Annotated in this window: 27 protein-coding genes and 1 pseudogene; 2 read left to right on the top strand and 26 right to left on the bottom strand. The window is 66.4% G+C overall.

The window, feature by feature from the left end; genetic code table 11:
• Nucleotides 1–208: 208 nt before the first annotated feature.
• Together LE197_RS13335 and LE197_RS13340 are read right to left on the bottom strand one after the other, a co-directional pair.
• Nucleotides 209–907: a GMP synthase gene (locus LE197_RS13335; RefSeq protein ID WP_003100718.1), complete on the bottom strand. Its 699-nt coding sequence runs from the start codon at nt 905–907 to the stop codon at nt 209–211.
• A gap of 97 nt (nt 908–1,004) precedes the next feature.
• A complete protein-coding gene (locus tag LE197_RS13340) occupies nt 1,005–1,346 on the bottom strand; it encodes a ribonuclease E inhibitor RraB (RefSeq protein WP_003087738.1) in 342 nt (113 codons plus the stop codon).
• A gap of 352 nt (nt 1,347–1,698) precedes the next feature.
• Here LE197_RS13340 and LE197_RS13345 point away from each other — a divergent pair, with 352 nt between their 5' ends.
• Together LE197_RS13345 and bglX are read left to right on the top strand one after the other, a co-directional pair.
• On the top strand, nt 1,699–3,756 hold the full coding sequence (locus LE197_RS13345) for a putative bifunctional diguanylate cyclase/phosphodiesterase (protein WP_003113558.1): 2,058 nt from the start codon (nt 1,699–1,701) through the stop codon (nt 3,754–3,756).
• Between the two features lie 170 nt (nt 3,757–3,926).
• Nucleotides 3,927–6,221: a beta-glucosidase BglX gene (gene bglX / locus LE197_RS13350; RefSeq protein ID WP_003113557.1), complete on the top strand. Its 2,295-nt coding sequence runs from the start codon at nt 3,927–3,929 to the stop codon at nt 6,219–6,221.
• Between the two features lie 102 nt (nt 6,222–6,323).
• Here bglX and pscL read toward each other — a convergent pair whose 3' ends face one another.
• The 24 genes and pseudogenes from pscL to pscY all read right to left on the bottom strand — a co-directional run bounded on the left by pscL (nt 6,324) and on the right by pscY (nt 23,381).
• Nucleotides 6,324–6,968, bottom strand: a complete 645-nt coding sequence (pscL, locus tag LE197_RS13355) for a SctL family type III secretion system stator protein PscL (protein ID WP_003120328.1) — start codon at nt 6,966–6,968, stop codon at nt 6,324–6,326.
• A complete protein-coding gene (gene pscK / locus LE197_RS13360) occupies nt 6,947–7,567 on the bottom strand; it encodes a SctK family type III secretion system sorting platform protein PscK (protein WP_003100720.1) in 621 nt (206 codons plus the stop codon). Before pscK ends, pscL begins: the two co-directional genes overlap by 22 nt.
• Before the next feature lie 8 nt (nt 7,568–7,575).
• Entirely contained in the window at nt 7,576–8,322 is a 747-nt protein-coding gene (gene pscJ, locus LE197_RS13365; protein ID WP_031638030.1) for a SctJ family type III secretion inner membrane ring lipoprotein Psc, read from the bottom strand.
• Entirely contained in the window at nt 8,319–8,657 is a 339-nt protein-coding gene (gene pscI, locus LE197_RS13370) for a SctI family type III secretion system inner rod subunit PscI (RefSeq protein ID WP_003120330.1), read from the bottom strand. The genes pscJ and pscI overlap by 4 nt, the downstream gene beginning before the upstream one ends.
• Entirely contained in the window at nt 8,657–9,088 is a 432-nt protein-coding gene (gene pscH / locus LE197_RS13375; protein ID WP_003100725.1) for a YopR family T3SS polymerization control protein PscH, read from the bottom strand. Before pscH ends, pscI begins: the two co-directional genes overlap by 1 nt.
• On the bottom strand, nt 9,085–9,432 hold the full coding sequence (gene pscG / locus LE197_RS13380; protein WP_003100735.1) for a YscG family type III secretion system chaperone PscG: 348 nt from the start codon (nt 9,430–9,432) through the stop codon (nt 9,085–9,087). Before pscG ends, pscH begins: the two co-directional genes overlap by 4 nt.
• Before the next feature lie 2 nt (nt 9,433–9,434).
• Nucleotides 9,435–9,692, bottom strand: coding sequence for a type III secretion system needle filament protein PscF (gene pscF, locus LE197_RS13385; protein WP_003117718.1), 258 nt, complete (start codon nt 9,690–9,692; stop codon nt 9,435–9,437).
• A 2-nt stretch (nt 9,693–9,694) separates the two neighbouring features.
• Nucleotides 9,695–9,898 carry a YscE family type III secretion system co-chaperone PscE gene (pscE, locus tag LE197_RS13390; RefSeq protein ID WP_003100751.1) on the bottom strand — a complete coding sequence of 68 codons (204 nt, stop codon included), beginning with the start codon at nt 9,896–9,898 and terminating at the stop codon, nt 9,695–9,697.
• On the bottom strand, nt 9,861–11,159 hold the full coding sequence (gene pscD, locus LE197_RS13395; RefSeq protein WP_003100752.1) for a SctD family type III secretion system inner membrane ring subunit PscD: 1,299 nt from the start codon (nt 11,157–11,159) through the stop codon (nt 9,861–9,863). The genes pscE and pscD overlap by 38 nt, the downstream gene beginning before the upstream one ends.
• Nucleotide 11,160: 1 nt before the next feature.
• Nucleotides 11,161–12,963 carry a SctC family type III secretion system outer membrane ring subunit PscC gene (pscC, locus tag LE197_RS13400; RefSeq protein WP_003100753.1) on the bottom strand — a complete coding sequence of 601 codons (1,803 nt, stop codon included), beginning with the start codon at nt 12,961–12,963 and terminating at the stop codon, nt 11,161–11,163.
• Nucleotides 12,963–13,384 (bottom strand): annotated as a pseudogene (pscB, locus tag LE197_RS13405) (YscB family type III secretion system chaperone PscB). The gene pscC and the pseudogene pscB overlap by 1 nt, the downstream one beginning before the upstream one ends.
• A gap of 33 nt (nt 13,385–13,417) precedes the next feature.
• On the bottom strand, nt 13,418–14,248 hold the full coding sequence (gene exsD / locus LE197_RS13410; RefSeq protein WP_003124833.1) for a T3SS regulon anti-activator ExsD: 831 nt from the start codon (nt 14,246–14,248) through the stop codon (nt 13,418–13,420).
• A 97-nt stretch (nt 14,249–14,345) separates the two neighbouring features.
• Nucleotides 14,346–15,182, bottom strand: a complete 837-nt coding sequence (gene exsA / locus LE197_RS13415; protein ID WP_003120334.1) for a T3SS regulon transcriptional activator ExsA — start codon at nt 15,180–15,182, stop codon at nt 14,346–14,348.
• Nucleotides 15,183–15,479: 297 nt separating this feature from the next.
• A complete protein-coding gene (gene exsB / locus LE197_RS13420; protein ID WP_023108977.1) occupies nt 15,480–15,893 on the bottom strand; it encodes a YscW family type III secretion system pilotin ExsB in 414 nt (137 codons plus the stop codon).
• Nucleotides 15,894–15,901: 8 nt separating this feature from the next.
• Complete coding sequence (gene exsE / locus LE197_RS13425) at nt 15,902–16,147, bottom strand: T3SS regulon translocated regulator ExsE (protein WP_003117722.1); 246 nt, start codon at nt 16,145–16,147, stop codon at nt 15,902–15,904.
• A gap of 8 nt (nt 16,148–16,155) precedes the next feature.
• Nucleotides 16,156–16,593 carry a type III secretion system regulatory chaperone ExsC gene (exsC, locus tag LE197_RS13430; protein WP_003100769.1) on the bottom strand — a complete coding sequence of 146 codons (438 nt, stop codon included), beginning with the start codon at nt 16,591–16,593 and terminating at the stop codon, nt 16,156–16,158.
• A 125-nt stretch (nt 16,594–16,718) separates the two neighbouring features.
• Nucleotides 16,719–17,606: a type III secretion system translocon subunit PopD gene (popD, locus tag LE197_RS13435; protein ID WP_003113550.1), complete on the bottom strand. Its 888-nt coding sequence runs from the start codon at nt 17,604–17,606 to the stop codon at nt 16,719–16,721.
• Nucleotides 17,607–17,617: 11 nt separating this feature from the next.
• On the bottom strand, nt 17,618–18,790 hold the full coding sequence (gene popB / locus LE197_RS13440) for a type III secretion system translocon subunit PopB (protein WP_004342870.1): 1,173 nt from the start codon (nt 18,788–18,790) through the stop codon (nt 17,618–17,620).
• Nucleotides 18,771–19,277 (bottom strand): SycD/LcrH family type III secretion system chaperone PcrH, encoded by a 507-nt coding sequence (gene pcrH, locus LE197_RS13445; RefSeq protein ID WP_023108978.1) that lies wholly within the window; start codon nt 19,275–19,277, stop codon nt 18,771–18,773. Before pcrH ends, popB begins: the two co-directional genes overlap by 20 nt.
• Nucleotides 19,278–19,285: 8 nt before the next feature.
• Nucleotides 19,286–20,170, bottom strand: a complete 885-nt coding sequence (pcrV, locus tag LE197_RS13450; RefSeq protein WP_003100789.1) for a type III secretion system needle tip protein PcrV — start codon at nt 20,168–20,170, stop codon at nt 19,286–19,288.
• A 9-nt stretch (nt 20,171–20,179) separates the two neighbouring features.
• The gene (gene pcrG, locus LE197_RS13455; RefSeq protein WP_003100790.1) at nt 20,180–20,476 is read right to left on the bottom strand and encodes an LcrG family type III secretion system chaperone PcrG; all 297 of its coding nucleotides are present in this window, start codon (nt 20,474–20,476) and stop codon (nt 20,180–20,182) included.
• 27 nt (nt 20,477–20,503) lie between these two features.
• Nucleotides 20,504–20,938 carry an LcrR family type III secretion system chaperone PcrR gene (gene pcrR, locus LE197_RS13460; RefSeq protein ID WP_003100791.1) on the bottom strand — a complete coding sequence of 145 codons (435 nt, stop codon included), beginning with the start codon at nt 20,936–20,938 and terminating at the stop codon, nt 20,504–20,506.
• Nucleotides 20,935–23,055, bottom strand: a complete 2,121-nt coding sequence (gene pcrD / locus LE197_RS13465; RefSeq protein ID WP_023108979.1) for a SctV family type III secretion system export apparatus subunit PcrD — start codon at nt 23,053–23,055, stop codon at nt 20,935–20,937. Before pcrD ends, pcrR begins: the two co-directional genes overlap by 4 nt.
• Nucleotides 23,052–23,381 (bottom strand): type III secretion system chaperone PscY, encoded by a 330-nt coding sequence (gene pscY / locus LE197_RS13470; protein ID WP_003113547.1) that lies wholly within the window; start codon nt 23,379–23,381, stop codon nt 23,052–23,054. Before pscY ends, pcrD begins: the two co-directional genes overlap by 4 nt.
• Nucleotides 23,382–23,385: the final 4 nt, after the last annotated feature.

Here is a 23,385-nt window from a genome sequence, read left to right on the forward strand (position 1 = left end):
GCGCCCCGTTCGACGGCATGCGCGCCCCGCGGCCACGGACCGGCATCGACCTGCCGATCGCGAAGCGACCTGTGGGACCGATAAGTCTAGAACAGACCCGGAAGGGAGACGGCTTATCCCCTCCCTTCCATGCAGACAGCCGTCTCGCTCGAACGAGCGATAAAGCGGACCGGCGGTAGTGCCAGGGGGGCGCCCGCGGCCGGGAAGGTCAATCGATCAGCGACAGCCAATGACGGTAGAAACCCTCGGCCACCCGATTCAGCCCGGCAATCCTGGCAGGCAACCCGGCCAGCATGTCCTCGGCGGATTGCTGGCTGGGCTGGGAGGGATCGAGCAGGTGCGGCCAGCCGGCGATCCAGCGCCGCACCAGTTCCTCGGTCATTTCCGGATGGCCTTGCAGGCCGAGTACGTGACCACCCCAGGAAAACCCCTGGTTCTCGCACCACGGGCTGGACAGCAGGCGCTCGGCGCCCTGCGGCAGGTCGAAGGCATCGCCATGCCACTGGAAGATCGAGAAGCGCTCCGGCAGCCCGGCCAGCCATGGACTGTCGCGGCTTTCCCGCTGCATGGGCTGCCAGCCCATTTCGGTGTAGGGCTGTTGCCGCACCGTCGCGCCCAGGGCGCGGGCCAGCAACTGGCCGCCGAGGCAATGGCCGATCAGCGGGATGCGCCGCTCGATGAAGCGACGCAGCAGCGCCAGTTCGTCGCGCAACCAGGGCAGGTCGTCGTTGACGCTCATCGGCCCACCCATGATCGCCACCGCTCGCGGGCGTTCGGCGTCGAGACCGGCGAGTTCGCCGAGGTCGGCGCGGATCACGCGGAAGTCCAGGCCGCGCTCCGCCAGCACGGCACCCAGATGGCCTGGCGGACAGAACTCGGCATGGGTCAGGATCAGAATATCGCTCATGGCTTACCTCCTTCCCCAGTCTGAAGGAAAGCCTTCGAGGAAGGAAAGCCCGACGCAGGAGCCCCGGCCCGGGATCGCGGCCGGGGTCCCGCCGCCGTCACGGACGCAGCGAAGTGACCTCCTGGGTCACGCCCCACCCGTCCAGCACGCCGCCCAGCGGCACCACGACTTCCTCCAGGTCGTGTTCGAAGGCACCGATGGCGGCATGGGTGGCGTACATCACCTTGCTGACCTGCAGGTTCCAGGAGCCATCGTCGCGAGCGACGACCTGGGCCCTGAGCGACTCGCCGCGAAACTGGCCCGCGGCCTGGCGGGCCTCCCGCTCACTGGGAAAGATGGCGAAGAAGTCGATGGGATGGATGCGCGCGAAGTCGAAGCCGCCTTCTTTCATGCGACGCAGGACATTCACGCTGACATCATCCGAGAAGGGCTTTTCCATGAGACGCACCTCCTGTCGAGACATTCAGAAAGTTCACCGATTCCCCATTCAGCTGAAGCCATCGTCGGCGATCATGAGAGTTTTTTGATCAAGCCAGAGGAAGATCGGACGACCATGGCTTCTTTCAGGGTAGCGTCAACCTGCCAGCGCTGCCGAGCTTTCCGCCGCCTGCCCCGGCGGGCGGCGACCGGCGGCAGACAAAGCGCTGTACAAAAGGCCCGGCCGTTGAGCAAGATTCCGCCTGCGCCGGCGACCGTTGGTCCTGCCCGATGGCATTGGCGAAAGCGACTCGTGCAATAATATCAGGTTGATATCAACCACTTCTCTCCCGCTATCCCGTTCGGACGCTTTCATGCTTATCAGCAGCTACAACCAGGTTCTTGTCGCCTTTTCCCTGATTGTGGCCATCCTGGCGTCCTACACCGCTCTCGACATGGCCGGCCGGGTGACCCTGGCGAAAGGCCGCGAGGCGCTCTCCTGGCTGATCGGCGGCGCTTTCGCCATGGGCTTCGGCATCTGGTCGATGCATTTCGTCGGAATGCTCGCCTTCAGCCTGCCGATCCCGCTCGGCTACGACCTGGGCCTGACCCTGCTGTCGCTGCTGCTGGCCGTCGGCAGTTCGGCCTTCGCCCTCTGGCTGGTGTGCCAGGCGGAACTCCCCTGGCAACGCCTGGCGCTGGGCGCCCTGCTGATGGGCAGCGGCATCGCCGCCATGCACTACACCGGGATGGCCGCCCTGCTGATGATGCCGGGGATCGTCTACGACCCGCTGTGGCTCGGCCTCTCCATCCTGATCGCGGTGATCGCCTCCGGCGCCGCGCTGTGGATCGCCTTCCGCCTGCGCCATGGCAGCCGGCGCATCGTCCTGGTCCGCGCCGGCGCCGCCCTGGTGATGGGCTGCGCCATCGTCGGCATGCACTACACCGGGATGGCCGCCGCGCAGTTCCCCCTGGGCAGCTTCTGCGGCGCCGCCGGCCGAGGCATCGACAACGGCTGGCTGGCGGTGCTGGTCATCGTGATCACCCTGGCGGTGATCGCCATCGCCCTGATCGTCTCGGTGCTGGACTCGCGCCTCGAGGCACGTACCTCGGTGCTCGCCACCTCCCTCGCACGAGCCAACCGCGAGCTGATCCAGTTGGCCCTGCACGACAACCTGACCAAGCTGCCCAACCGCATGCTCCTCGACGACCGCCTGGAGCAGGCGATCCAGCAGGCGATCCGCGACGATCGCCGGTTCGCCGTGCTGTTCATGGACCTGGACGGCTTCAAGGCGGTCAACGATGCCTACGGCCATCACCTCGGCGACCTGTTGCTGATCGAAGTCGCCGAGCGTATCCGCGCCAACGTCCGCGCCCAGGACACCATCGCCCGCCTCGGCGGCGACGAGTTCGTCCTGCTGATCGAGGCCCGAGAGCCCGCCGACGCCGCGACCCTGGCCGAGAAGCTGGTGAAGCGGATCAGCCAGCCGTACCAGATATCCCGCCACGAGGTGCGGATCTCGGCGAGCATCGGCATCGCGCTCTACCCCGGCGACGGGCAGACCCGCCACGAGCTGATGATCAATGCCGACGCGGCGATGTATCACGCCAAGGACCAGGGACGGAACGGCTACTGCTTCTTCGAGAGTTCGATGAACGCCAACGCCCAGGAACAGTTGCAACTACTGCATGACCTGCGCCAGGCCCTGGAGCGCCGGCAACTGGTCTTGCACTACCAGCCCAAGGTACTGGCGCCGAACGGACCGATGATCGGCGTGGAAGCGCTGCTGCGCTGGGAGCATCCGCAACACGGGCTGATCACCCCCGGCCAGTTCCTGCCGCTGGCGGAAAAGACCGGCCTGATCGTGCAGATCGGCGAGTGGGTGCTCGACGAAGCCTGTCGGCAGATGCGCCTCTGGCTGGACGGCGGACATGCGGACTGGAACATCGCGGTGAACCTTTCGGCCCTGCAGTTCGCCCATGCCGGCCTGGTCGACTCGGTACGCAACGCACTCCTGCGCCACAGCCTGGAGCCCAGCCACCTGATCCTCGAGGTGACCGAATCGACCGCCATGCGCGATGCCGATGCCAGCCTGGTGATCCTCGAGCAGTTGTCGGCGATGGGCGTCGGCATCTCCATCGACGACTTCGGCACCGGCTACTCCAGCCTGCTGTATCTCAAACGCCTGCCGGCGAGCGAACTGAAGATCGACCGTGGCTTCATCAACGAGCTGGCCCACGACAGCGACGACGCCGCGATCGTCTCGGCGATCGTCGCCCTCGGCCGCACGCTGAACCTGAAGATCGTCGCCGAGGGCGTGGAAACCGAGGCCCAGCAGGAGTTCCTGACCCGCCTCGGCTGCAATTCGCTGCAAGGCTTCCTGCTCGGCAGGCCGATGCCGGCCGAGCAGTTGCTCGCCAGCGTCGCCTGAGCGCCGCCAGCGGCGCGCCACGGGACCTGTCAGAACCGGCAGATTCGCCCATCGCCGTCTCGTTGACTTCCGCCCGCGCTGCGAACACCTTATGTCGCGCCCGCCGGGCGGCATGCCGCGACATGTCACGCCGCCACGACGAGCGTCTATCCAATAACGAGAAAACATGCATGAACAGGCTGTGTGTACTGGGGCTTCTCATCGGGCTGAGCGGGAGCCCGGCACTGGCGGCTGGCCAGGGCGAATCCGGCAATCCGCCGGCCACCGACAAGGAGCGTTTCATCGCCAGCCTGATGGCTCGCATGAGCAACGCGGAAAAGATCGGCCAGCTACGCCTGGTCAGCGTCGGCGCCGACCATCCCAAGGAAGCGCTGATGGCGGATATCCGCGCCGGCAAGGTCGGCGCCATATTCAATACCGTGACCCGCCCGGACATTCGCGCCATGCAGGACCAGGTCCGCCATAGCCGCCTGAAGATCCCGCTGTTCCATGCCTACGACGTGGCCCACGGCCACCGCACCATCTTTCCCATCAGCCTCGGCCTCGCCGCCAGCTGGGACCCCGAGGTGGTCGCCCGCAGCGCGCGGATCTCCGCCCTGGAAGCCAGCGCCGACGGGCTCGACATGAGCTTCTCGCCGATGGTCGACATCACCCGCGACGCGCGCTGGGGGCGGGTCTCGGAAGGCTTCGGCGAAGACACCTACCTGACCTCGCTGCTGTCCGGCGTGATGGTCCGTGCCTACCAGGGCTCCAACCTGGCCGCCCCGGACAGCATCATGGCGGCGGTCAAGCACTTCGCCCTGTACGGCGCGGCCGAAGGCGGCCGCGACTACAACACCGTGGACATGAGCCTGCCGCGCATGTTCCAGGACTACCTGCCGCCCTACAAGGCCGCGGTGGACGCCGGCGCCGGCGCGGTGATGGTCTCGCTGAACACCATCAACGGCGTGCCCGCCACCGCCAACCGCTGGCTGCTGACCGACCTGTTGCGCCAGCAGTGGGGCTTCAAGGGGCTGACCATCAGTGACCACGGCGCGGTGAAGGAACTGATCAAGCACGGCCTCGCCGGCAACGAGCGGGACGCCACGCGCCTGGCGATCCAGGCCGGTGTCGACATGAACATGAACGACGATCTCTACTCGACCTGGCTACCGAAGCTGCTGGCGGCCGGCGAGATCGACCAGGCCGACATCGATCGCGCCTGCCGCGACGTGCTGGCGGCGAAGTACGACCTCGGCCTGTTCGCCGATCCCTACCGGCGCCTGGGCAAGCCGGACGACCCGCCGTTCGACACCAACGCCGAGAGCCGCCTGCACCGCCAGGCCGCCCGCGAGGTGGCTCGCGAAGGACTGGTCCTGCTGAAGAACCGCGACGGTCTGCTGCCGCTGAAGAAACAGGGGCGGATCGCCGTGATCGGCCCCCTGGCCAAGAGCCAGCGCGACGTCATCGGCAGTTGGTCGGCAGCCGGCGTGCCACGCCAGGCGGTAACCGTCTACCAGGGCCTGGCCAATGCCGTCGGCGAGCGTGCCACCCTGCTCTACGCCAAGGGTGCCAACGTCAGTGGCGACCAGGCGATCCTCGACTACCTGAACAGCTACAACCCGGAAGTCGAGGTCGATCCGCGCTCCGCCGAGGCGATGCTCGAGGAGGCCTTGCGCACCGCGCGCGACGCCGACCTGGTGGTCGCCGTGGTCGGCGAATCGCAGGGCATGGCCCACGAGGCCTCCAGTCGCACCGACCTGCGCATCCCGGCCAGCCAGCGGCGGCTGCTGAAGGCACTGAAGGCCACCGGCAAGCCGCTGGTGCTGGTGCTGATGAACGGCCGACCGCTGTCGCTGGGCTGGGAGCAGGAAAACGCCGACGCGATCCTGGAAACCTGGTTCAGTGGCACCGAAGGCGGCAACGCCATCGCCGACGTGCTGTTCGGCGAGCACAACCCCAGCGGCAAGCTGACCATGTCCTTCCCGCGCTCGGTGGGCCAGGTTCCGGTCTACTACAACCACCTGAACACCGGCCGGCCGATGGACCACGACAACCCCGGCAAATACACCTCGCGCTATTTCGACGAAGCCAACGGCCCGCTCTACCCGTTCGGCTACGGCCTCAGCTACACCGAGTTCAGTCTCTCGCCCCTGCGCCTGTCCAGCGAACGGCTGGCCCGCGGCGCTACCCTGGAAGCGCGGGTCACGCTCAGTAACAGCGGCAAGCGCGCCGGCGCCACGGTGGTCCAGCTTTATCTGCAGGACCCGGTCGCCAGCCTCAGCCGTCCGGTGAAGGAACTGCGCGGGTTCCGCAAGGTGATGCTGGAGCCCGGCGAATCGCGGGAGATCGTCTTCCGCCTCGGCGAGGCAGACCTGAAGTTCTACGACAGTCAGCTCAGGCACACGGCCGAGCCGGGCGAGTTCAAGGTCTTCGTCGGCCTGGATTCGGCGCAAACCGAAAGCCGCAGCTTCACCCTGCTCTGAAGGCGCCGACCGCACCGCCAGCGTCGCCGCCGCGGGCGAACGGCAGCGTCTCAGCCCTCGGCCCGGAGCCAACGCCCGGGCCGGGGGCGGCGCCTGGTTCCCTCAACCGGCGTCCCCTTCCTCCTCGCCGCTCCGCGCCACGCTCTCCGTCAATGCGGCCTGCAACGCCGCCAACTGGCTGTCGAGCGAAGCGTCGATGATCCCGATCTCGGTTTCCAGGATGCAACCGCCCTGGTCCAGCCGGGCATCGCCGACCACTTCCAGGTAGCCCACCTCGGGGAAATCCTTGAGCACCCGGGCGACCTGCTCGCGCACCGCGGCCAGTTGTTCCGGCTGGACGTGCAGGATCACCTGCTTCTGGTTGCTCACCAATGCCAGTGCCTCGCGCGTGGCCGCCAGGGTCAGCTCGACAGCGTCGTAGTGGCGCAACACCTTGCGCACCGCCTGCAGCACCACCTCGCCAAGCTGGCGATCGACCTGCCGGTAGTAGCGATTGCAGCGCAGTAGCGTTTCCTGGATCAGCCCGGCCTGGCGCAGACGCGCCTCCTCCAGTCCGGCCTCCCAGCCCAGGCGCTTCTGCTCCTGGTAAACCTCGTGGGCCTCGCGCTCGATTTCGGCGGCACGCTCGCGGGCCGCTTCCACCAGGCGGTTGGCGCTGAGGTAGTCCTGGTAGTCGCGGGCGCGCAACAGGGCCTGCCCGGGGGCCAGCCGTACGCGACTGGCGTCTAGTTCAACAAATGGAAGCATTCATCGCTCGCTTGTCGGGCGACCTTCAGGCACAGGGTCCGCGCCAGGGATCGCCGTTGTTCGTCGAAGGTCCAGTCCGCCGGGGCCGGCATGGCCTCCAGGCGCAGGCGCAGGCGCCGCGAGAAACCGCAGTCGGCATCGCTACAGGCGGCCAGCCAGAAAGCCAGGCCGCAGCGCCGGAAATAGCCTTCTTCCGGGTTTTCCGGCAAGGCCCGCTGCCAGCCGGGTGGCCAGCGACCGATGAGCAGGTCGAGCTGCTCCAGGCAGAAACGCTGGCCCTGTTCGCCGATCTGCGCGCGGATGCGCCGTACCCGCGCACCGTCCAGCACCTGCCGCAAGGCCTGGCCGTGCAGCAACGCGCCGAGCCAGCCCAGGGTCCGTTCCAGCGCCGCCTGCGGGTAAAGGGCCAGCCCGCCCAGTTGCGCGGGCATGCGGAACGCGCAGTCCAATTCCAGTTGCTCCAGCAGCCAGGCGTTGAGAACGCTCTGTCGCCGCCAGTCCGGCAGCGCCGGCAGCAACCGCAGCAATACCGCGGGCAGGTGCGACTCGTGGATGTAGCGGGCCGGGCAGAAGCGCAACTGGTAGGCCGTCAATGGCATCGCGCCGCTCAGCCCCGTTGCCGGCGCCAGAAGAACTGCGCCAGGTTGCTCGCCAGCAGCAACGCCAGCAGCAGGCCGAACAGACCGAGCAGGCGTCCGCGCGAGTGCTCCGCCACCTGGATCGAGAAGACACTCTCGAAGCGTGGCGCCAGCGGGACCTGGCGGACCCCGGCCGACGGCACCAGCACCACGCTGATGCGGTCGTAGCTGAGTCCTTCGATGCCGTTGTTCACCAGTTGCTTGATCTGCGGCACGTAGGCATCCAGTTGCACGTCGGCGGCGTGCTTGATGAACACCGAGGCCGATGCCGGCGAGGACTTCCTGCCCAGTCCGTCGCGCTCCTCGGGCAGCACCACATGGACCCGCGCCACCAGCACGCCATCGATCTCGGAAAGGGTATGGGAAATCTCCTGGGCCTTGGCGTAGTTGAGCCGCGCGCGCTCTTCGATGGGCGAGGAAATCAGCCCGTCCTTGGGAAACACATCCTTCAGTGTGGAGAAGTTCTCCCGCGGATAGCCCTTGCGCTTGAGCACCTCCACCGCCTCGGCGATATCCGATTCCTCCACCAGCAGGCGCACGGTGCCATCCTTGTCCGCCTGCTTGTCCGCGGAAACACCCTCCGAACGCAACAGCGCCAGCATCTCGTTACCTTCCTTCTGGCTGATCCCGGTATAGAGTTCGACCTTGCACCCGCCCAACGCCAGGACCAGCGCCAGGAGCGCCATGCGCGACAGACCTTTCACCGTTCGCCTCATTGGGTCTTCATCAGGGTTTCGACGTTCTGGCTCATGCGCCCGACGGTCTTGGCGATCAGCTCTTCCTGCATGGTGATGCGCATCAGCGACCACTGCATCTGCATCAGGCTGTTGGGATCGTCGCCGGGCGTCGACAGCTCCACCTGCAACTCCTGCTTGGCCTGGCTGAAACGCTCCCTGATCTGCCCCAGTTCGCTGAGCAGGTCGCCGCCCAGGCTGCCGGCACCGCCCATCGCCCGTTCGAACTCGGCGACGTGGGCCGCGCCGGCCGGGCCGCCGGAGAGTTCTTCGAGACTGGTGATCTGCGCCTGGGCGCCCATCCGAGAGATATCCATCATGACTCCAGGTCGAGTTTGTGGCTGTTGCGCACGAGGTTGTCGAGCATGCCGTTGAGCGGGATCAGCACCTGCAATTCTCGACGCGCCAGTTGCGCCAGGTATTCGCCGCCCGGCGCATGCTCGACTGCACCGAGCAACTGGAGGAGAAAGGTTTGCTGCTGGCGTCCCAGCGGCAGTTCCGCACGGAGCATCGCCTTCAGCTCCAGGCGGTCCGCCTCCAACCCTTGCAGCGGCTGGGCAAAGCGCTGCAGCAGGCGCTCGCCGAGAGCGCCGTTCTCCAACCCGGCCAGGCGGCGTCCGGCCGCCGGCGGCTCGCCGCCGAGGGCCTGCTCGAAAGCCAGCACCTGATCGACAGCCGGCAGGTTCGCCGCCTTTGGACTGGCCGACGGATAGACGGCGAATCCCGGCGGCGTGTCGATGCGGCTCATGTCCGCACCTGGGCGCGCATGCCGGCGGCGAAGTCGGCCAGGGCAGGATCGCTGCTGCCGCCCAGCCCGGCCAGCCTGCGGTCCAGCGCGGCGCCCAGCCCCAGGTGCCACTCGCACAAGGCGAACCAGGGCTCCAGCGCCGGCCAGGGATTGCCATGGGCGAAGGCCAGGGCTTCCTGATAGCGCCCCTGGTTGGCCAGGCTGGAAATCCGGATCAGCCGCGCCGCTTCGTCCTGTCCGAGGCGCTCCAGCCACTCGGCGATGCACAGCGCCTCTTCGTGGCAGTGCTGCCCGCTGCCGGCCAGCGCCAGTTCCGCCAATTCGCGTATCAGTGAAGTGTCCATGTTCAGATCTTCTGCAGGATGCCTTGCATCAGGTCGCGCAGCGCACGGGTCACCGTCGAGTTGATGTTGTAGATGACCGACCACTTGTTGATCTTGTGTTGCAGCTCGGCCAGCAGCGCCGGGTTATCGGCATTGTCGGTCCCCTGCAAGGCCTTGATCGCTTCGTTGACGTCCTTGTTCGCTGCGTTGGCCTGCTCCTTCAGGGCATTGGCCACGGTATCGAGGGTATTCCCCGGGTTGGGGTTGAATATCTGCGCCATGCTTAGTCCTCTGTGAGCTGCGAAAGAATGCCGAGACCGCCTTCGAGGGCCCGGGCCTGCTGTTGCAGGAACTGGAAGCGCTCCGGGCCGGCGCCTCTGGCCAGTTCCCGGCGACACTCCGCCAGCGCCGCCTGCAGACGCTGCCGGAGCGCTGCGGCATGCGTGCCGTCAGCGACCGACAGTCGCGTTTCCAAGGCTGTCATCATGGAGCACCTCCCCTTTGAGATTGATGATGAAACGCTGCTTGCCGCGGGCCACCAGGATCGACTCCGGCTCGATGGCGAGGATTCGCACACCGCGGGATGTCGAGGCGCCCACCGGGTATTTCTGGCCGTCGCCAAGCACTACATAGGGCACCCGCCCCAGCGACACCGAGCGAATCGTGAACTCCAGTTCGTCGCCGCTGGCGCGCTTGCCGCGACTGAGCAGCTCCAGGCTCGGGCGGTTGCCGAATTCCTGCTGGAACTCGCGCTGCAGGCGGTAGAAGGCGCTGAGCTGGACCTCGTCGAGCGTGCCGCTCAACTCGATGCGCTCGCCGCGCTCGCGGAAACTCAGTTGCCGGTCGAGGCCGGCGTCCGCCAGCAGGCGCTCGAGGCGGCGCAGGTGCGAGCCGGCCACCCGGACCTGGTTTTCCACCCCGAGCAGGCCCGGCACCTCGGACTCCAGCAATGCGTCGATCCGCGCCCAGCGTTCGTCCTGTTCCGCCAGTTCGCCGTTGAGCCGGACCCAGCCAGGCTTGTCCGCGTTGCTGCTGAGGATCTGCCGATAGCCGAATTTCTGCAGGATGAAATCCACGCCCTGGCGAATGTCTTCCATGCTCCGTGCTTCTAGTCGGTAGTCCACGCCGCTGCCATCGAGGTAGCGCTGTAGCGCCAGGCGCCGGGCGTTGTCCTCCAGGTAGCCACCGAGCAGGAGACTGTCGCCCTGGCGCTGCACATCCACCTCGCTCATGCCCTGCTCGCGCAGGTAGGCGCGCACCTTCGCCAGGGGCTCCTCGCCGGCCATGCCGTGCTGGCGGGCCGACCAGGGTTCGACGAGCATGCCCAGCAGACACAGCGCCAGCGCCAGGCTGACGCCGAGCAGCCAGGCCCCGCCGGCACGGGCGGACGACTTGCGGCGCACTGGCGCGGTCTGCACCTCGGCTTCGGGGAAACGCTCGGGAAAACTCCGCTGCGGGTCGCAGAATGCCCAGCGCAGCGGGCCGCAGGTCTGCCCGGCAAGCGCCTGCAGGATCGCTCCGGCGACTTGCGCCTGGCCGTCCTGGCGAGGCTCGCAGCCCTCCGCCCACTCCAGCAGGCGCACGCCCTGGGCATCGACCTCGAGCACCAGGTGGACTGCCGCGATGCCCTCGTCGAGCAACACCAGGTCGGCCTGCAACGGATCGCTGCCAAGCGCCACCCGGCCCTCTCCGAGCGAGACTTCGGCGCCCTGGTTCAGCCCGCTGTAGAAGCGGATCTTCCAGGCCATGCTAATTCCCGCGCTCCGCGCCGACGCACCAGGCGCCGTCCTTGGGACAGGCGCCGTCGGTCACCCGCCAGCCCTCCTGCGCACCCATCCGGCAGGGCGTGAGGAACGAACCCTGGCCGGCCTGGCGCAAGCGCTCCTGTTCGGCCCTGGCCGGCGCCAGCGCCTGGCAGCGGGCGCTACCGAGCAGCTTGCGCAACGACAGGCTCTGGTTCGACAACTCGTCGATTTCAAGCAGGCCGCCGCGCAGGTCGCGACGGTTGTTCAGCGCCAGGTAATGGCCGACGCCATCGTCGATCAGCCGCGGCTCGATGAGGAACAGCCGCACCGAGCGGCGCACGGTGTCCGCGGTAGTGCGGAACAGCGCGCCGAGATAGGGAATGTCGCCGAGCCAGGGTACCTTGCGCTGGCTCTGGCTCAGTTCGTCGCGGTAGATGCCGCCGATCAGCAGGCTCTGGCCATGGCCCACGCGGGCGATGGTATCGATCACCGTGCGGTTGATCGTGGGGATCTTGTCCAGGCCGGCGCTATTGGGTTTCTGGCTGCCGTCCTCGATGTGCAGGCTGAGGCTGATCTCCGGCGTATCGCCGAGAGTCACCACTCGCGGCGTCATTTTCAGCATGGTGCCGTAGGTGATCGCCTTCAGCTCGGCCACCCGCTCGCCCGTGACCCGCACATAGTAGGTTTCGCTCTGGTCGAGCACCGCCTGGGTATTCTCCTGGGTCAGCAGGGTCGGCCGGGATCCGATCTGCGCCTGTCCCTGGCTCTGCAACAGGGTGACCTTGGCCAGCAGGAAATCCAGCCCGCGACTGTCCACCAGGCTGCCGACCGCCCCGTTACCGGCGCCGCCGCCCTCCTCGCTATCCTGGCCGGTGGTGCGGATCTGGATCGACTTGTTGTTGCCCAGGCGAATCCCGGCGCTCCAGTCGACGCCCAGCTGGGCGAGGTTCTCGGCATTGATGTCGATGATCGACAAGCCGACCTCGATCCGCGCCGAGGGCCGGTCGAGGGCTTCGATCAGGCGGCGATACATGGGCAACCGGTCCTTGTGGTCGCGCACCACCACCGCGTTCAGCGACGGTTCCGCCTGGACCACCGCATGGCTCGATTGCGGTCCCGGGCGCAGCTTGCCCGGCTCGTCGCCCACCGCAACCACGTTGGCATCGCTGAGCACCCGCGAGAGGATGCTGGCGATGCCCGGCGCCTCGATCTCGTCGTCGCGGTACTCGATCTTGCGGTCCTCGGCGACCGCATAGCGCAGCGGGAAGATCTCCACGCTGAGGTCGCCGGTCTTTTCGCTGCGCAGGGTGTATTGCTGCTCCAGCACCTGGGCGGTCTGCTCGACCAGTTCGAGATAGCGCCCCGGACCGGACACGTGCACCAGCCGCCCGGAAGGGTCGGCACGCCAGCCGAAGCGCGCCTCCCAGATACCGGCGGCGGTCAGCGCGCGCTTCAGCTCGGCCTCGCCGACCTGCTCCAGCCTCACCAGCCGCGATTGCATCTCGGTGGTCTTGAATACGTACAGCACGGTGCCGTCGTAGTACCAGCCGAGGTTGTAGAGGGAGGCCATCAACTGCAGGAAGGCCTGCGGGCTTTCCAGGTCGAAGCGACCGCTGACCTGGTCGTTGACCTTGTCGCTGACGATCACCGAGGCATCGTAGTTGGCGCCGAAGTTGGCCAGCACGTCGCGCAGGCTTTCGCCCTGCGCCACATAGTCGTAAGGCAGGCTGGGCCAGTCCAGCGGCTGCGCGCGCAAGACCGCGCCAGGCAGCAGCGCCAGCAGTCCGCCGATCAGCAGGCGGCGCATCAGGGACGCCACACCGGAGCCTGCGGCGGCAACCCGCGGGGCAGCGGTTCCAGCTCCGGCGCCAGCGCCTCGAGCAGCCCCACCTGGGCGGCCAGGGCCCGTTCGAGTCGCTCGGGATCGAGGCCGTCGAGGCCCAGCCGCGCCTGCAACAGCAGGCGCCCGTCCGCGTCAGGACAATGGCCTGGGGATAGCGCCGACTCCAACTGGCGACCCGCGACAACAGCGCCCGCAGCAACCCCTGCTGGTCGCGCTGCGGGTCCAGGGGGGCGTGCTCCAGCGGGCTTTCCAGCAGCAGGTCGTCGCCCTGGCGCAGCAACAGGACGCTCTGTCCGTCGATGCGCAGGTGGTACGAACCCGTCCGATCGGCAACAAAGGGCCCTTGGCCCAGGCGAGTGGCCAATCCGCTCAACAGATGATCCATGATTCCTCGGTAGGGCCGGCTTTCGCCGGCCGCTCAGCTCTGCCAGTAGAAGTGATCCTGTGCCTGGCACAGGTTGCGTTCGTGCAGCCAGGCCTGGACGGCGTCCGCCGCGCCGACGTCGTCGTCCAGCCGGCAGAGAGGTTGCCAGAGGCATTCGAGGACCTCGGGGATCGGCTCGAAGCCGGCCAGCCCGCCGCTGGCGAGCAGCGTCGCCATGCCCCGCTGCCAGTTCGGCCAGGCGCTCTTCGCCAGTGCCGAAGCCGTCTCCAGCTTGCCGGCCAGTTCGGCCACCTGTTCCTGGGTGCGCGCCTGGCACTTGGCGACCCTGGCCAGTTCCTCGCGGGCCTGCTCCGGCTCCAGCTCGGCCACGCGGGACCAGAATTCGGACTTGACTCGCAGTTGCCGGGACTGGGTCTCCAGCTCCACCAGCGACAGGCGCCAGCCGGGGATCGCCTGGTCGAGCAGGCTTTCCCACCAGCCATAGACCGGCAGCAGGACCCAATCGATCATCGACTGCGGCACGGCGAGGTTGACCCGGTCGCCCAGTTCGGCGCACCAGCCGTCGTCGTCCTGCGCCGCGCAGAGGAGAATCTGCCGCACCTCTTCGCGCCCCAGCGCCAGGCCGCGCGCCAGGCGCTGCTGCAACCACTCGCAGCGGAACAGTTGCTCCAGCCGCAGGCGCGGCAGCATCCGCTGCAGCAACGCCAGTTGCCGCGCACTGATGATTCCGGACTCACGATACAAACTGCTCGATGCGTAACCCGGCACCCGACCCCGCGAGCGGGCGTCCGAGCCCACCACGGATACCCGCCTGCCGGCGAACACCGCTTCTCGGGAGTACTGCTTATCGTCTTCCTGCTCCATTCTCTGCCTTGGCTTCCTCACTACATTGCGCGCTCGTCAGAGCCTGCAATTTGGGCCGATTCTACTCATGCAGCCGCTACCGGGCTTTCAAAAAACGTCAGTTATTTTTAGCCCGGCATTCGTCCTTCCCCTGCCGCGAGCGGCTCGGTGTGCAGCCGAAACGGCGGCGATAGCTCTGGGTGAAATAGGACTGGCTGGAAAAGCCCGCCTCCATGGCGATGTCGACGATGCTCATGTCGCTGTTGAGCAGCAACTGATGGGCATAGAGGATTCTCCGCTCGCTGATCCAGGCGCGCGGCGAAACCCCGTAGACACTGCCGAACAGCTCCTTGAAGGTGGTCAGCCCCATGCCGAACTCGCGGGAGAAGTCGGACAGCTTCCACTCGTTGAGGTAGTGCTTCTCCATGAATAGCTGCAGACGCTCGACATGCCGGTTGCTCAGTTGCCGCAGGACCGACATCAGCAGCGGCCCCTGCGGACTGAACGCGAAGAGCATCAGCAACTCCTCGATCTTCAGGCAGGCGAGCATCGGCGGATGCTCATGCACAAGCAATTCCTTCAACCCCTTGACGCAACCGGCCAGCAGAGGCGTGGCAGCGAACGCGATGATGCCCGGCACGGGCTCGTCGCAACGCTCGACTTCACTCAACAGCGCGCCGAAGCGCTGGACGAAGCCTTGTAGAAACTGGGCAGATAATGGAATCCAGAGTATTCGGCTGTCCTTTCCCTTGGTACTTACGACATAGCTTCCGCGGCGGACGAAAAGCAACTCGCCAGGCGCCAGGCAAAAAGTGGAATCGATGTCCTGGACGGTCAGTTCGCCCTCGAGCAGAACATATACGCCCTCTTCCTTGTTTACCCTGTATTCGAAAGTTGGAATGTTCCAATGACAAGACGTTATCTGCTTTCGGCCAAGAGATTTGGCTCCTTGCATATTATAAGAACCCCAACACTTCCCGTCGTACCTTGAATGCCCCGCCTAGCGGAGAGGCATGAATACGCTCCGTTTTATTGATTTTCAAAGCCATGAGCACGGAGTCGATTTTATAATAATCAGGATTATCCGACGTGCGCTGATTCGCAGAGCGAGTCGGCTTCCGCCAATTAATCCAGCCTTCTTTAGAAGCGGAACAAAAGTACCAGTTTTATTATTCGAGACCTTCCCTGACAACGAACGAGACTTGCACTTCTTTAATCTCCATACGCACTTTCCGAAACAGCAGGCAATGTATCAATCGTTGCCAGATCTTTCTTCCGGGCGAGCGGCCGTACAATTCGGAAAACAGTCGCGCCGAACCAGCCGGACCCGCTCATCGACGCCCGCCGCCACCCGCTGCCAGGCGCTCGCCTGGACCGCCGCGACGCCCACCCAGGAAAGCTCGGTGCGTAGGTACAATGCCTCGCCCTCCAACCTGTCGACCTCCAGATCGAACGCATAGCGCAACGGCAACCCGGACACCCGGTAGCGCCGCTCGGCAATCGTTTGCATCCTTCCCTGAACGACGGCATACAGGTGCAGCCTGAGTTGCGCCTGGCGCGCCTGCAGGGAAACGCCGCCCACCGAACCGCCCACCGTCACCTTCGGCGACATCGGCGCGGGCTGGCTGACGCAACCGCCGAGCAGCAACGCCAGCGGCAACAGCATCCAGCACCTCACCTGCGCCGGACCGTGCGCGCCTCCAGCGGCGTGCCGTCGCCGTCGGCGAGGCGCTGCAAGGCCTGCTCGCTGCGCGGATCGCCAGCCACGTTGCGCGCCAGCCAGCGCGCCAGCCCGGCCACGCTGGAACGGTCGTCGCCGCGAACGGCCGCGCGGGTCACCGAACGCCCCTCGAAATGCCCCACCGTCTCGGCTCCTGCGTCTTGGGACGGCTGCACCGGCGAAATCGATTCGATTTTCATGGGGCCACTCAAACCCTCATGCCGACCGCAGCGACCGCCTCGCGATCGCTGTCGCACGGCAGCAGGCGTTGCCAGAACTCGGCGTGGTCGAGCAGGTTGGCCAGGGTCGCCTCGAAGCATTCGAGGGTCAGTTGCGCTGCGAGAATCTGCGCATACAACTGGACCTTCCCGGTCAGCTCGTCGAAGCCGAAATGCAGATCGAAACGGTGCCAATGGCGGTTGAAGCTGGCGAGCTGGCGAAAGATCCCCTCGCCCAGCACATCGATGCCCGCCACATCGGCCTCCAGCAACAGACGCTCGCGCTCGGCGAGCAGCAACAGGGTGACGCCCACCTGTTCGTCGAACAGGAGGCTCGCCATGCCCTCCTCGTCGAGGGACAGGGAAGGCAAACCGATACGGCCTGCGAACTCGGCAAGCAGTCGGTTGACCTTGCTCGTTAAATCCATGGGGGCGCCTCCTAAAGCTCAGCGCATGCTAGCACCGGGCTATGCATCGCTTTTGTCACTGAGAGACTTTTCTTTTAAGAAAAAAGCCACATCGCTGTGGCCTTTTCCTCCCGCGCGGAGACGGCTCAGACCACTCCGGCCGCCGCACGCCAGGCCTGGTTATGGCTCTGGGTGTACTGCTGGATGAGCTGCAGGACGTCCTTCATGAAGCCGGCATCGAAGCTCATCTGGTCCTCGACCTTCTGCTTCTGGCTCTGCCCGATGGTGGCGTTGACCTCTCCTTCCCGGGCGCTCGCCTGCGATTCGCCCTGGCGCACCTGGACCGAGGCGTTGGCCATCTGGACGAAGGACTGGATCACCGTGTTGGCCACCTGCAGGGCGCCGTTGCGGCTCTCGAAGGCACGGCCCGCCGCACGCAAAGCCACACTGTCCTGCACCTGGTCCGCCGCCCAGACCTTGCCGACGATCTTGCGATCCTCGTCGGAGGTCTTGCCAAGCGCCTGCATCTTCGCGTCGATCAGTTCGTTGCGCCCATCGATGTTCTTCTGCAGGGTCTTCTCCTGACTGATGGCCTTGCCGTTCTTCAACGCGCCGAGGCTGCCGACCACCGCCGAGGCCAATGCGCCGACGCCAGCGATCACCGCCATGGCGATCATCAGCGTGGCGCCGCTGCGCATCTCGTCCACCTGCGCCTTCTGCGCGTGGATGATCGACTGGTTCTCGTTGTCGCGCTGGAGCACGCCCAGCTCGCGCGCTTTCTGCGCGATGCGGAAGAGAATCAGCAGAAGCTCGACGCTGCTGTCCAGCTCGCTGCCGGCCGCTTCCATGCGCACCGGGTCGAGCACCTGGCGCGGAGCGTTCAGTTCGACCCGGTCGGCCCGCGCGGCCGGCACCTGCGGCAGGTCCGCAGCCGCTTGCGGCGTGCCGACGGAACGCCCGGCGGCGCCGGGAGCGATCGGCTCGGAGGGGATCGCGGCCTGGGTAGCCGCCAGGGAATATTGCGTGTCGATCATGTGACGTCTCCTCAGATCGCTGCCGGTCGGCTGGACAGGTTGTGCAGGGTTTCACCCTTGGCCTGGAGCATGGCGAAGATCCGCTCCATGATTTCCTGGAATGCTTCCAGCATGCGGCTCAGCTCTTCCTTCAGGCGCTCGATCACGCCCTGCAGGGTGGTCAGGTCGGCACGCGATTCCTGCACGTCGGCCTGGCGGTTCGCGGCCTTCGCCTGGAATCCCGAATGAGTGGCCTGGGCCGCGCCGTTGGCGACGTCCAGGGTCAGGTCGGAAACCTGCACGCCGAGTTTCAGCGAGTGCGACAGCGATTGGCCGGCCAAACTGCCGAACTTGCCGCCCAGGTCGGCGACCTTGCTCGCCAGGCTGGCGGTCATCTCGGCCGCCTTGCCGCCGATCTTCGCTCCCAGTCTGGCCAGCCCGCCGACCGCTGAGCCGCCGAAGCTGACCACCGCCGCCAGCAGCGCGACGGCGATCTCGATACCCATCAGTGCCGGGCCGAGCTTTTCCATCACTTCCTTGCTGATCAATCCGTCCGCGGCTGCCTGCTGTACCGACTGGGAGACCACTCCCATGACACCGCCCGCGATCATCAGTGCACCCGCGGCCGCGCCGACGCCGGTTGCCACCATGATTGCGCCGACGATGATCGAAGCTATTGCACTGATCCAACCAAAGATTTTGGCTGCCAGACCGGACTTCTGGGCTTCTTTCGCGGCTTCTTCCGATTCCCTGATCTTCTGCTGGTTGTCCTCCATCTTCTGCAGGTTCTGCTTTCGCGCCTGCTCGATTTCGGTCAGCTTGAGTTTCTTCTGCTGGTTCTCGACTTCGCCGGTGATTTTCGCCAGCTCGATCTCGAACGCCTGCGGCGACATCAGGCCGGCGGACAACAGCGTCGAAGCGCCGGCCAGCACAACCTGCCGCGCCAGTCCGACATCCTCGCCCACTGCTTGCACCAGGCTGGCGATCTCCGCACGATTGGCGACCTCCAGGCGCTGCTGGCTGGCTGCGGACGGCGGCGTCAGCGCCACCCCCGTGCCGCTCGCGGAAGCCGCAGCCGGCGCCGCCAGGCGCTCCACCCGCAGACTCTCGACATCCCTCGCGACCGGCCTGCCGAGCGCCGGGATATCCCCGGCGTCGGCCACCCCGTAGGGCAGTCCGGCGCGTTCAAGCGTTATCGGATTCATATGTTCGATCCTTTCTCGCGGTTACGGCTTCCAACATGGCGCCGGCACGCGCGGCCAGGGCCTCGTGCACCGGCTGTGCCGCGGCCAGGGCCCGGGCCGAGTAGAAGCCACTCTCGGCTCCGTCGAGATCACCCAGTTGCAGGTGGCACTCGGCGGCATGGAAGGGAAAGCGCGGCTCGTTGATGTCCATCAGCGCGCCGTAGCTGTAGCTCTGCAGGGCCTGCTCATAGAGACCGAGGGACTGGCGGCAGGCGCCCAGACCGAGAAAGTAGCGGGCGTCGTAGTGGTCGAGCATGCACAGTGCCTGGAAGATCTTCTGCGCGTCGTCCCACTTGCCCGCCTGGTACTGGTTGAAGCCCAGCGCATAGAGCTGCTCCAGGGTGTCCTCGCTGAGTCCGCGAAGCATCGCCAGGGTGCCGCCGTCGCGCAGGAAGGCCTCCAGCGCCTGTTGCTGGTCGGTGTCGGAAGGGGTCGCTTGCTGGTTCATGGATACCTCTAGATCGCGCTGAGAATGTCGCGCAGGACGCTGTCGTATTTCTGGATGAAGCGGTTGAGCGCCTCGACCGCCGAGTTGTAGCGGGAGCTGGTGTCGTTGAGCAGGGTGGTCTTCTCGTTGACCTTGTCGTTCAGCGGACGCGAGCGGTCGCTCACCGTGGTGGCGAAATTGCCGACCGGGTTGTTGTCCTTCTCGAAGGGGTACTCATCGCTGAGGCCCTTGAGCTCCCCGCTCTGCTTCGGCGAGCCGCTGAGAAAATCCTTGATCGACAGCTTGCCGCTGAAGGTATCCAGATTGCTCAGCAGCGCATACTCGGGGCTGTCCTTCCACCTGGGATCGCCGACGGCATAGCCATAGAGCGTGGGGTCGACCAGATCGATACCGCCAGCGTCGATCCTGATGCCCTGCTTGGCCGACAGCGCGGCGTTGATCTGCGACTGGATCACGCTGTAGACCTTCAACTCCGCGGTCAGCGCCTTGAGCTCGTCGAGCAGCGCCTTGCGCTTGCCGTCCTGGGTCTGCAGGACATCCTTGTAGACACCGATGACATCCTCGTCGAGACGCCCGTGCAGGCTGAAATAGGCCGACACCAGGAACTCGCGCAGATCCCACTGCGCACCGGGCTGCCGACGTGCCTGCAGGACTTCGCGGAGTACCTCGAGGCCCTGCCCCGGAGGCGCGGACGGATTGGCCGCGAGCAACCAGGCGAGCGCCTTGAGCACTTGCGCCTCGCTCAGCGGCTGGCCGGCGTGGGCCAGCACGATCCGCTCGCTGCGCAACAGGGCCAGCAGTTCCTCCTGCTCGGCACTGGCAGGCGCCGCCGACGCGGCCAGGAGCTCGTCCAGGAACAGCTCGCGAGCGGCATTAAGGTTTCTGACTTCCATCGTGATTCCTCAGATCAACAAGCCACGCATCGGCGTCGGACGCCGCGGCCGGGTACCCTGCTCGCCCTGCGTCGGCTGGGAACTGCGCATGCGCCGCAGTTCGGCCAGCAGCTCCTCTTCGGCAGCTCGCGCCAGCTCTCGCTCCGGCGCCTGGAACAGCAGCTCGCCGGCGTCCGCGGCAAGCCCCAGGCCTTGCCACATTTCCGCCAGCAGGCGGCCGCGTTCCTCGCTGTCGCGAATCGCCAGTTCGGCGGCCTGGACGGTCGCCCGCAGGGTGTCTTCGGTGTATTCGTTCATGTCGCCCATGGTAGGGATCGACGTTGCCGGAGCCTGTCAGGCACGGTCGGGTTTTTGTCGTTTTCGCAGGCTTCGCTGCGTCACCACCCGCCCGGCCTCCAGCTCGAACCAGCCGTCGGCGGGCTCGGCGGCGCCGGTCCAGCGGCGATAGAAGCGCGCCATGCGCTCGCCAGGCAGTGGGCTGCCGGCCAGCGCCAGGACCTTGCCGTAGAGACGCTGGCGCGGCCCCAGCGTATCGAGCGTGGCCTCCGCCAGCAGGTACAGCGCGGCGAATGGATTGGCCAATCCGCTGCGCGCCTGCCGCCGACGCAACATCACGATCCAGACCCGCTCGCCGTCGCAGCGCCAGGCCAGTTCGCAGCCATGGGCCAGGACCTGCCAGCCGAGCGCGATCGAGGTGTCGCGCAGGCAATGCGGACGCACCGCCAGGCCGCGGGCGAGAAACCAGGGAATCAGCGGATCGGCGCTCACAACACGATCCTGCCAAGCGGCTGGATGTTGATCTGCTGGGTCAGCTCCTGGTAGGACAGCACCGGCAGCCCGGCATAGTCGCTCTCCACCAACTTGCGCACGTAGCGGCGGATATCCATGGAAACGATCAGCACCGGCCGGTTCTGCATCTGCGCGAGATCGCCGACGGTCTGCCGCACGCGCTCGAGGAAGGCCTGGGTTATCGCCGGGTCGAGGGCCAGGTAGCTGCCGGCGCTGGTCTGGCGGATGCCACCGCGGATCTGCTCCTCCACCGCCTGGTCCAGCAGATAGGCGGGAAGGATATTGTTGCCGCTGGAGTACTTGTAGCAGATGTAGCGCTTGAGGCTGCTGCGGATGTACTCGGTGAGCTGCACCACGTCCTTCTCCTTCTGCCCCCACTCCACCATCGCCTCGAGGATCGCCCGCATGTTGCGGATCGAGATGTCCTCGCCGACCAGGCGCTGGAGAATCTCGGTCATCCGCTGCAGGGGAACGATCCGCTGCGCCTCCTTCACCAGCTCGCCGTAACCCTGCTCCATCTGCTCCAGCAGGTAGCGCGTCTCCTGGATGCCGATGAAATCCTCGGCGTACTCCCGCAGCACATGGGACAGGTGCCAGGTGAGCACCTGCTCCAGGCCCAGGCAGGCACAGCCGGAACGCTCCAGGCGATCCTGATGCGCCTGCTCCACCCAGCTCGCCTCTTCTCCCGGCACCTGCAGCTCTGCCGGCTCGTGGGGGACCGCGAGCAGTTCCAGCTGCGCGGCGCGTTCGCGCACCAGCAACCAGCCCGGCCGCAGGCATCCGCGCGCGACCGGGACCTCCTGTAGCTGCACCAGGTATTCGCCATCGCCCATCGCTTCGTTGAAGCGCAAGTGGATACCCGGGAACGGCACGCCGAAATCCAGGTACAGCGCGCGTCGTACCCGCACCAGCTCCTCGTTCAGCGACATCGCCTCGAGACGTTCCTGGAGGCTGGCATCGACGTCGATCAGCAACGGCACGGTGAGGGCGAATTCTTCCTGCTCGGCGAGACGCCCGGCCTTCGGCTTGCCGCCGCCAGCCTTGCCACGCGCCTTGGCCGATGGCGCTCCGGCGCCCTGCGCGAGCAGCGCCGGCAGGTCGCGGGAACCGGCGCTGGCCTGGGCCCGCTGGCGCCAGAGCATGAAGTAGCCGCCGCCGCCGACCAGCAGCGCGAGAACCAGGAAGGTCAGGGTCGGGAAACCGGGAATCAGGCCGAACAGCACCAGCAACAGGCCGCCGATCAGCAGCGCCTTGGGCTGCGCCACCACCTGTTCGCCGATGTCGCTGCCGAGGTCCGCCGATTCGTCGGAAGACACCCGGGTGACGATGATCCCGGCGGTGATGGCGATCAGCAACGCCGGCACCTGCGAGACCATGCCATCGCCGACGGTCAGCACCGCGTACAGTTGCAGCGCGTCGGCGGTGCTCAGGCCCTTCTGCGTGACGCCGATGGCGATGCCGCCGAGGATGTTGACGACGATGATGATCAGCCCGGCGATGGCGTCGCCCTTGACGAACTTCATCGCGCCGTCCATGGAGCCGAACATCTGGCTTTCCTTTTCGATCACCGCGCGCCGCGCCCGCGCCTCGTTGACATCGATCACGCCGGCACGCATGTCGCCGTCGATGCTCATCTGCTTGCCCGGCATGGCATCCAGGGAAAAGCGCGCGCTGACCTCGGCGACCCGCTCGGCACCCTTGGTGATCACCAGGAACTGCACGATGGTGATGATCAGGAAGATGATGATGCCCACCACCAGGTTGCCGCCGACCACGAAGCTGCCGAAGGTGTTGACGATCTGCCCCGCGTCGGCCTGCAGCAGGATCATCCGCGTGGTGCTCACCGACAGCGCCAGGCGGAACAGCGTGGTGATCAGCAGCACCGCCGGGAACACCGAGAACTGCAACGGCGAGCCGATGTACACCGACATCATCAGCAGGACCACGGAGATGGTGATGTTGACGGCGATGAGGATGTCCAGCAGCAGCGGTGGCAGCGGCAGCACCATCATGAACACCACCGCCAGCAGCAACACCACCAGCAGGATGTCCTTGCGCTCGCCGACCCGGCCGAGAAGCCCGCTCAGGTCGTTCATTCCCGCGCCTCCAGCTCCAGCGCCCGGGCGTGCGCGGCACGCGCCGCGTCGAGACGCCCGGCGAGCTGTTCGGCACGGCTCAGGCAACGCCACAGACCGGGCTCCTCCTCGCCATCCTCCTGCAACTGCCGGCACAGGCGCACGGCGGGCTCGCCGAGGCCTTGCTGGAGCAACGCCAGGAGCAAGGCACGGCGCCCGTCGCGGCGCTCCGGCGCAACGCTCAGCAAGGCCTCCAGCAACACCTGGGCGCGTCGCGGCTGGCCGCATTGCAGGTGCAACCAGCCCAGCATCAGCAACAGGCGCTGTTGCGTCGGTTTCAACGTCATCGAT

This window comes from Pseudomonas sp. PS1(2021) (assembly GCF_020405165.1).
Lineage (GTDB): Bacteria > Pseudomonadota > Gammaproteobacteria > Pseudomonadales > Pseudomonadaceae > Pseudomonas > Pseudomonas aeruginosa.

Excerpts from the sequence above, each read along its gene's own strand:
- pscK (WP_003100720.1), bottom strand. The coding sequence starts at position 7,567 with ATGCCATTGACGGCCTACCAGTTGCGCTTCTGCCCGGCCCGCTACATC.
- LE197_RS13345 (WP_003113558.1), top strand. The coding sequence starts at position 1,699 with ATGCTTATCAGCAGCTACAACCAGGTTCTTGTCGCCTTTTCCCTGATT.
- popB (WP_004342870.1), bottom strand. The coding sequence starts at position 18,790 with ATGAATCCGATAACGCTTGAACGCGCCGGACTGCCCTACGGGGTGGCC.
- pcrV (WP_003100789.1), bottom strand. The coding sequence starts at position 20,170 with ATGGAAGTCAGAAACCTTAATGCCGCTCGCGAGCTGTTCCTGGACGAG.
- LE197_RS13335 (WP_003100718.1), bottom strand. The coding sequence starts at position 907 with ATGAGCGATATTCTGATCCTGACCCATGCCGAGTTCTGTCCGCCAGGC.
- bglX (WP_003113557.1), top strand. The coding sequence starts at position 3,927 with ATGAACAGGCTGTGTGTACTGGGGCTTCTCATCGGGCTGAGCGGGAGC.
- pscD (WP_003100752.1), bottom strand. The coding sequence starts at position 11,159 with ATGGCCTGGAAGATCCGCTTCTACAGCGGGCTGAACCAGGGCGCCGAA.
- pscE (WP_003100751.1), bottom strand. The coding sequence starts at position 9,898 with ATGATGACAGCCTTGGAAACGCGACTGTCGGTCGCTGACGGCACGCAT.
- exsE (WP_003117722.1), bottom strand. The coding sequence starts at position 16,147 with ATGAAAATCGAATCGATTTCGCCGGTGCAGCCGTCCCAAGACGCAGGA.
- popD (WP_003113550.1), bottom strand. The coding sequence starts at position 17,606 with ATGATCGACACGCAATATTCCCTGGCGGCTACCCAGGCCGCGATCCCC.
- pscL (WP_003120328.1), bottom strand. The coding sequence starts at position 6,968 with ATGCTTCCATTTGTTGAACTAGACGCCAGTCGCGTACGGCTGGCCCCC.
- pscJ (WP_031638030.1), bottom strand. The coding sequence starts at position 8,322 with ATGAGGCGAACGGTGAAAGGTCTGTCGCGCATGGCGCTCCTGGCGCTG.
- pscI (WP_003120330.1), bottom strand. The coding sequence starts at position 8,657 with ATGGATATCTCTCGGATGGGCGCCCAGGCGCAGATCACCAGTCTCGAA.
- pscH (WP_003100725.1), bottom strand. The coding sequence starts at position 9,088 with ATGAGCCGCATCGACACGCCGCCGGGATTCGCCGTCTATCCGTCGGCC.
- pcrG (WP_003100790.1), bottom strand. The coding sequence starts at position 20,476 with ATGGGCGACATGAACGAATACACCGAAGACACCCTGCGGGCGACCGTC.
- exsB (WP_023108977.1), bottom strand. The coding sequence starts at position 15,893 with ATGCTGTTGCCGCTGGCGTTGCTGCTCGGCGGTTGCGTCAGCCAGCCC.
- LE197_RS13340 (WP_003087738.1), bottom strand. The coding sequence starts at position 1,346 with ATGGAAAAGCCCTTCTCGGATGATGTCAGCGTGAATGTCCTGCGTCGC.
- pcrH (WP_023108978.1), bottom strand. The coding sequence starts at position 19,277 with ATGAACCAGCAAGCGACCCCTTCCGACACCGACCAGCAACAGGCGCTG.
- pscF (WP_003117718.1), bottom strand. The coding sequence starts at position 9,692 with ATGGCGCAGATATTCAACCCCAACCCGGGGAATACCCTCGATACCGTG.
- pscY (WP_003113547.1), bottom strand. The coding sequence starts at position 23,381 with ATGACGTTGAAACCGACGCAACAGCGCCTGTTGCTGATGCTGGGCTGG.
- exsA (WP_003120334.1), bottom strand. The coding sequence starts at position 15,182 with ATGCAAGGAGCCAAATCTCTTGGCCGAAAGCAGATAACGTCTTGTCAT.
- exsC (WP_003100769.1), bottom strand. The coding sequence starts at position 16,593 with ATGGATTTAACGAGCAAGGTCAACCGACTGCTTGCCGAGTTCGCAGGC.
- exsD (WP_003124833.1), bottom strand. The coding sequence starts at position 14,248 with ATGGAGCAGGAAGACGATAAGCAGTACTCCCGAGAAGCGGTGTTCGCC.
- pscC (WP_003100753.1), bottom strand. The coding sequence starts at position 12,963 with ATGCGCCGCCTGCTGATCGGCGGACTGCTGGCGCTGCTGCCTGGCGCG.
- pcrD (WP_023108979.1), bottom strand. The coding sequence starts at position 23,055 with ATGAACGACCTGAGCGGGCTTCTCGGCCGGGTCGGCGAGCGCAAGGAC.
- pscG (WP_003100735.1), bottom strand. The coding sequence starts at position 9,432 with ATGGACACTTCACTGATACGCGAATTGGCGGAACTGGCGCTGGCCGGC.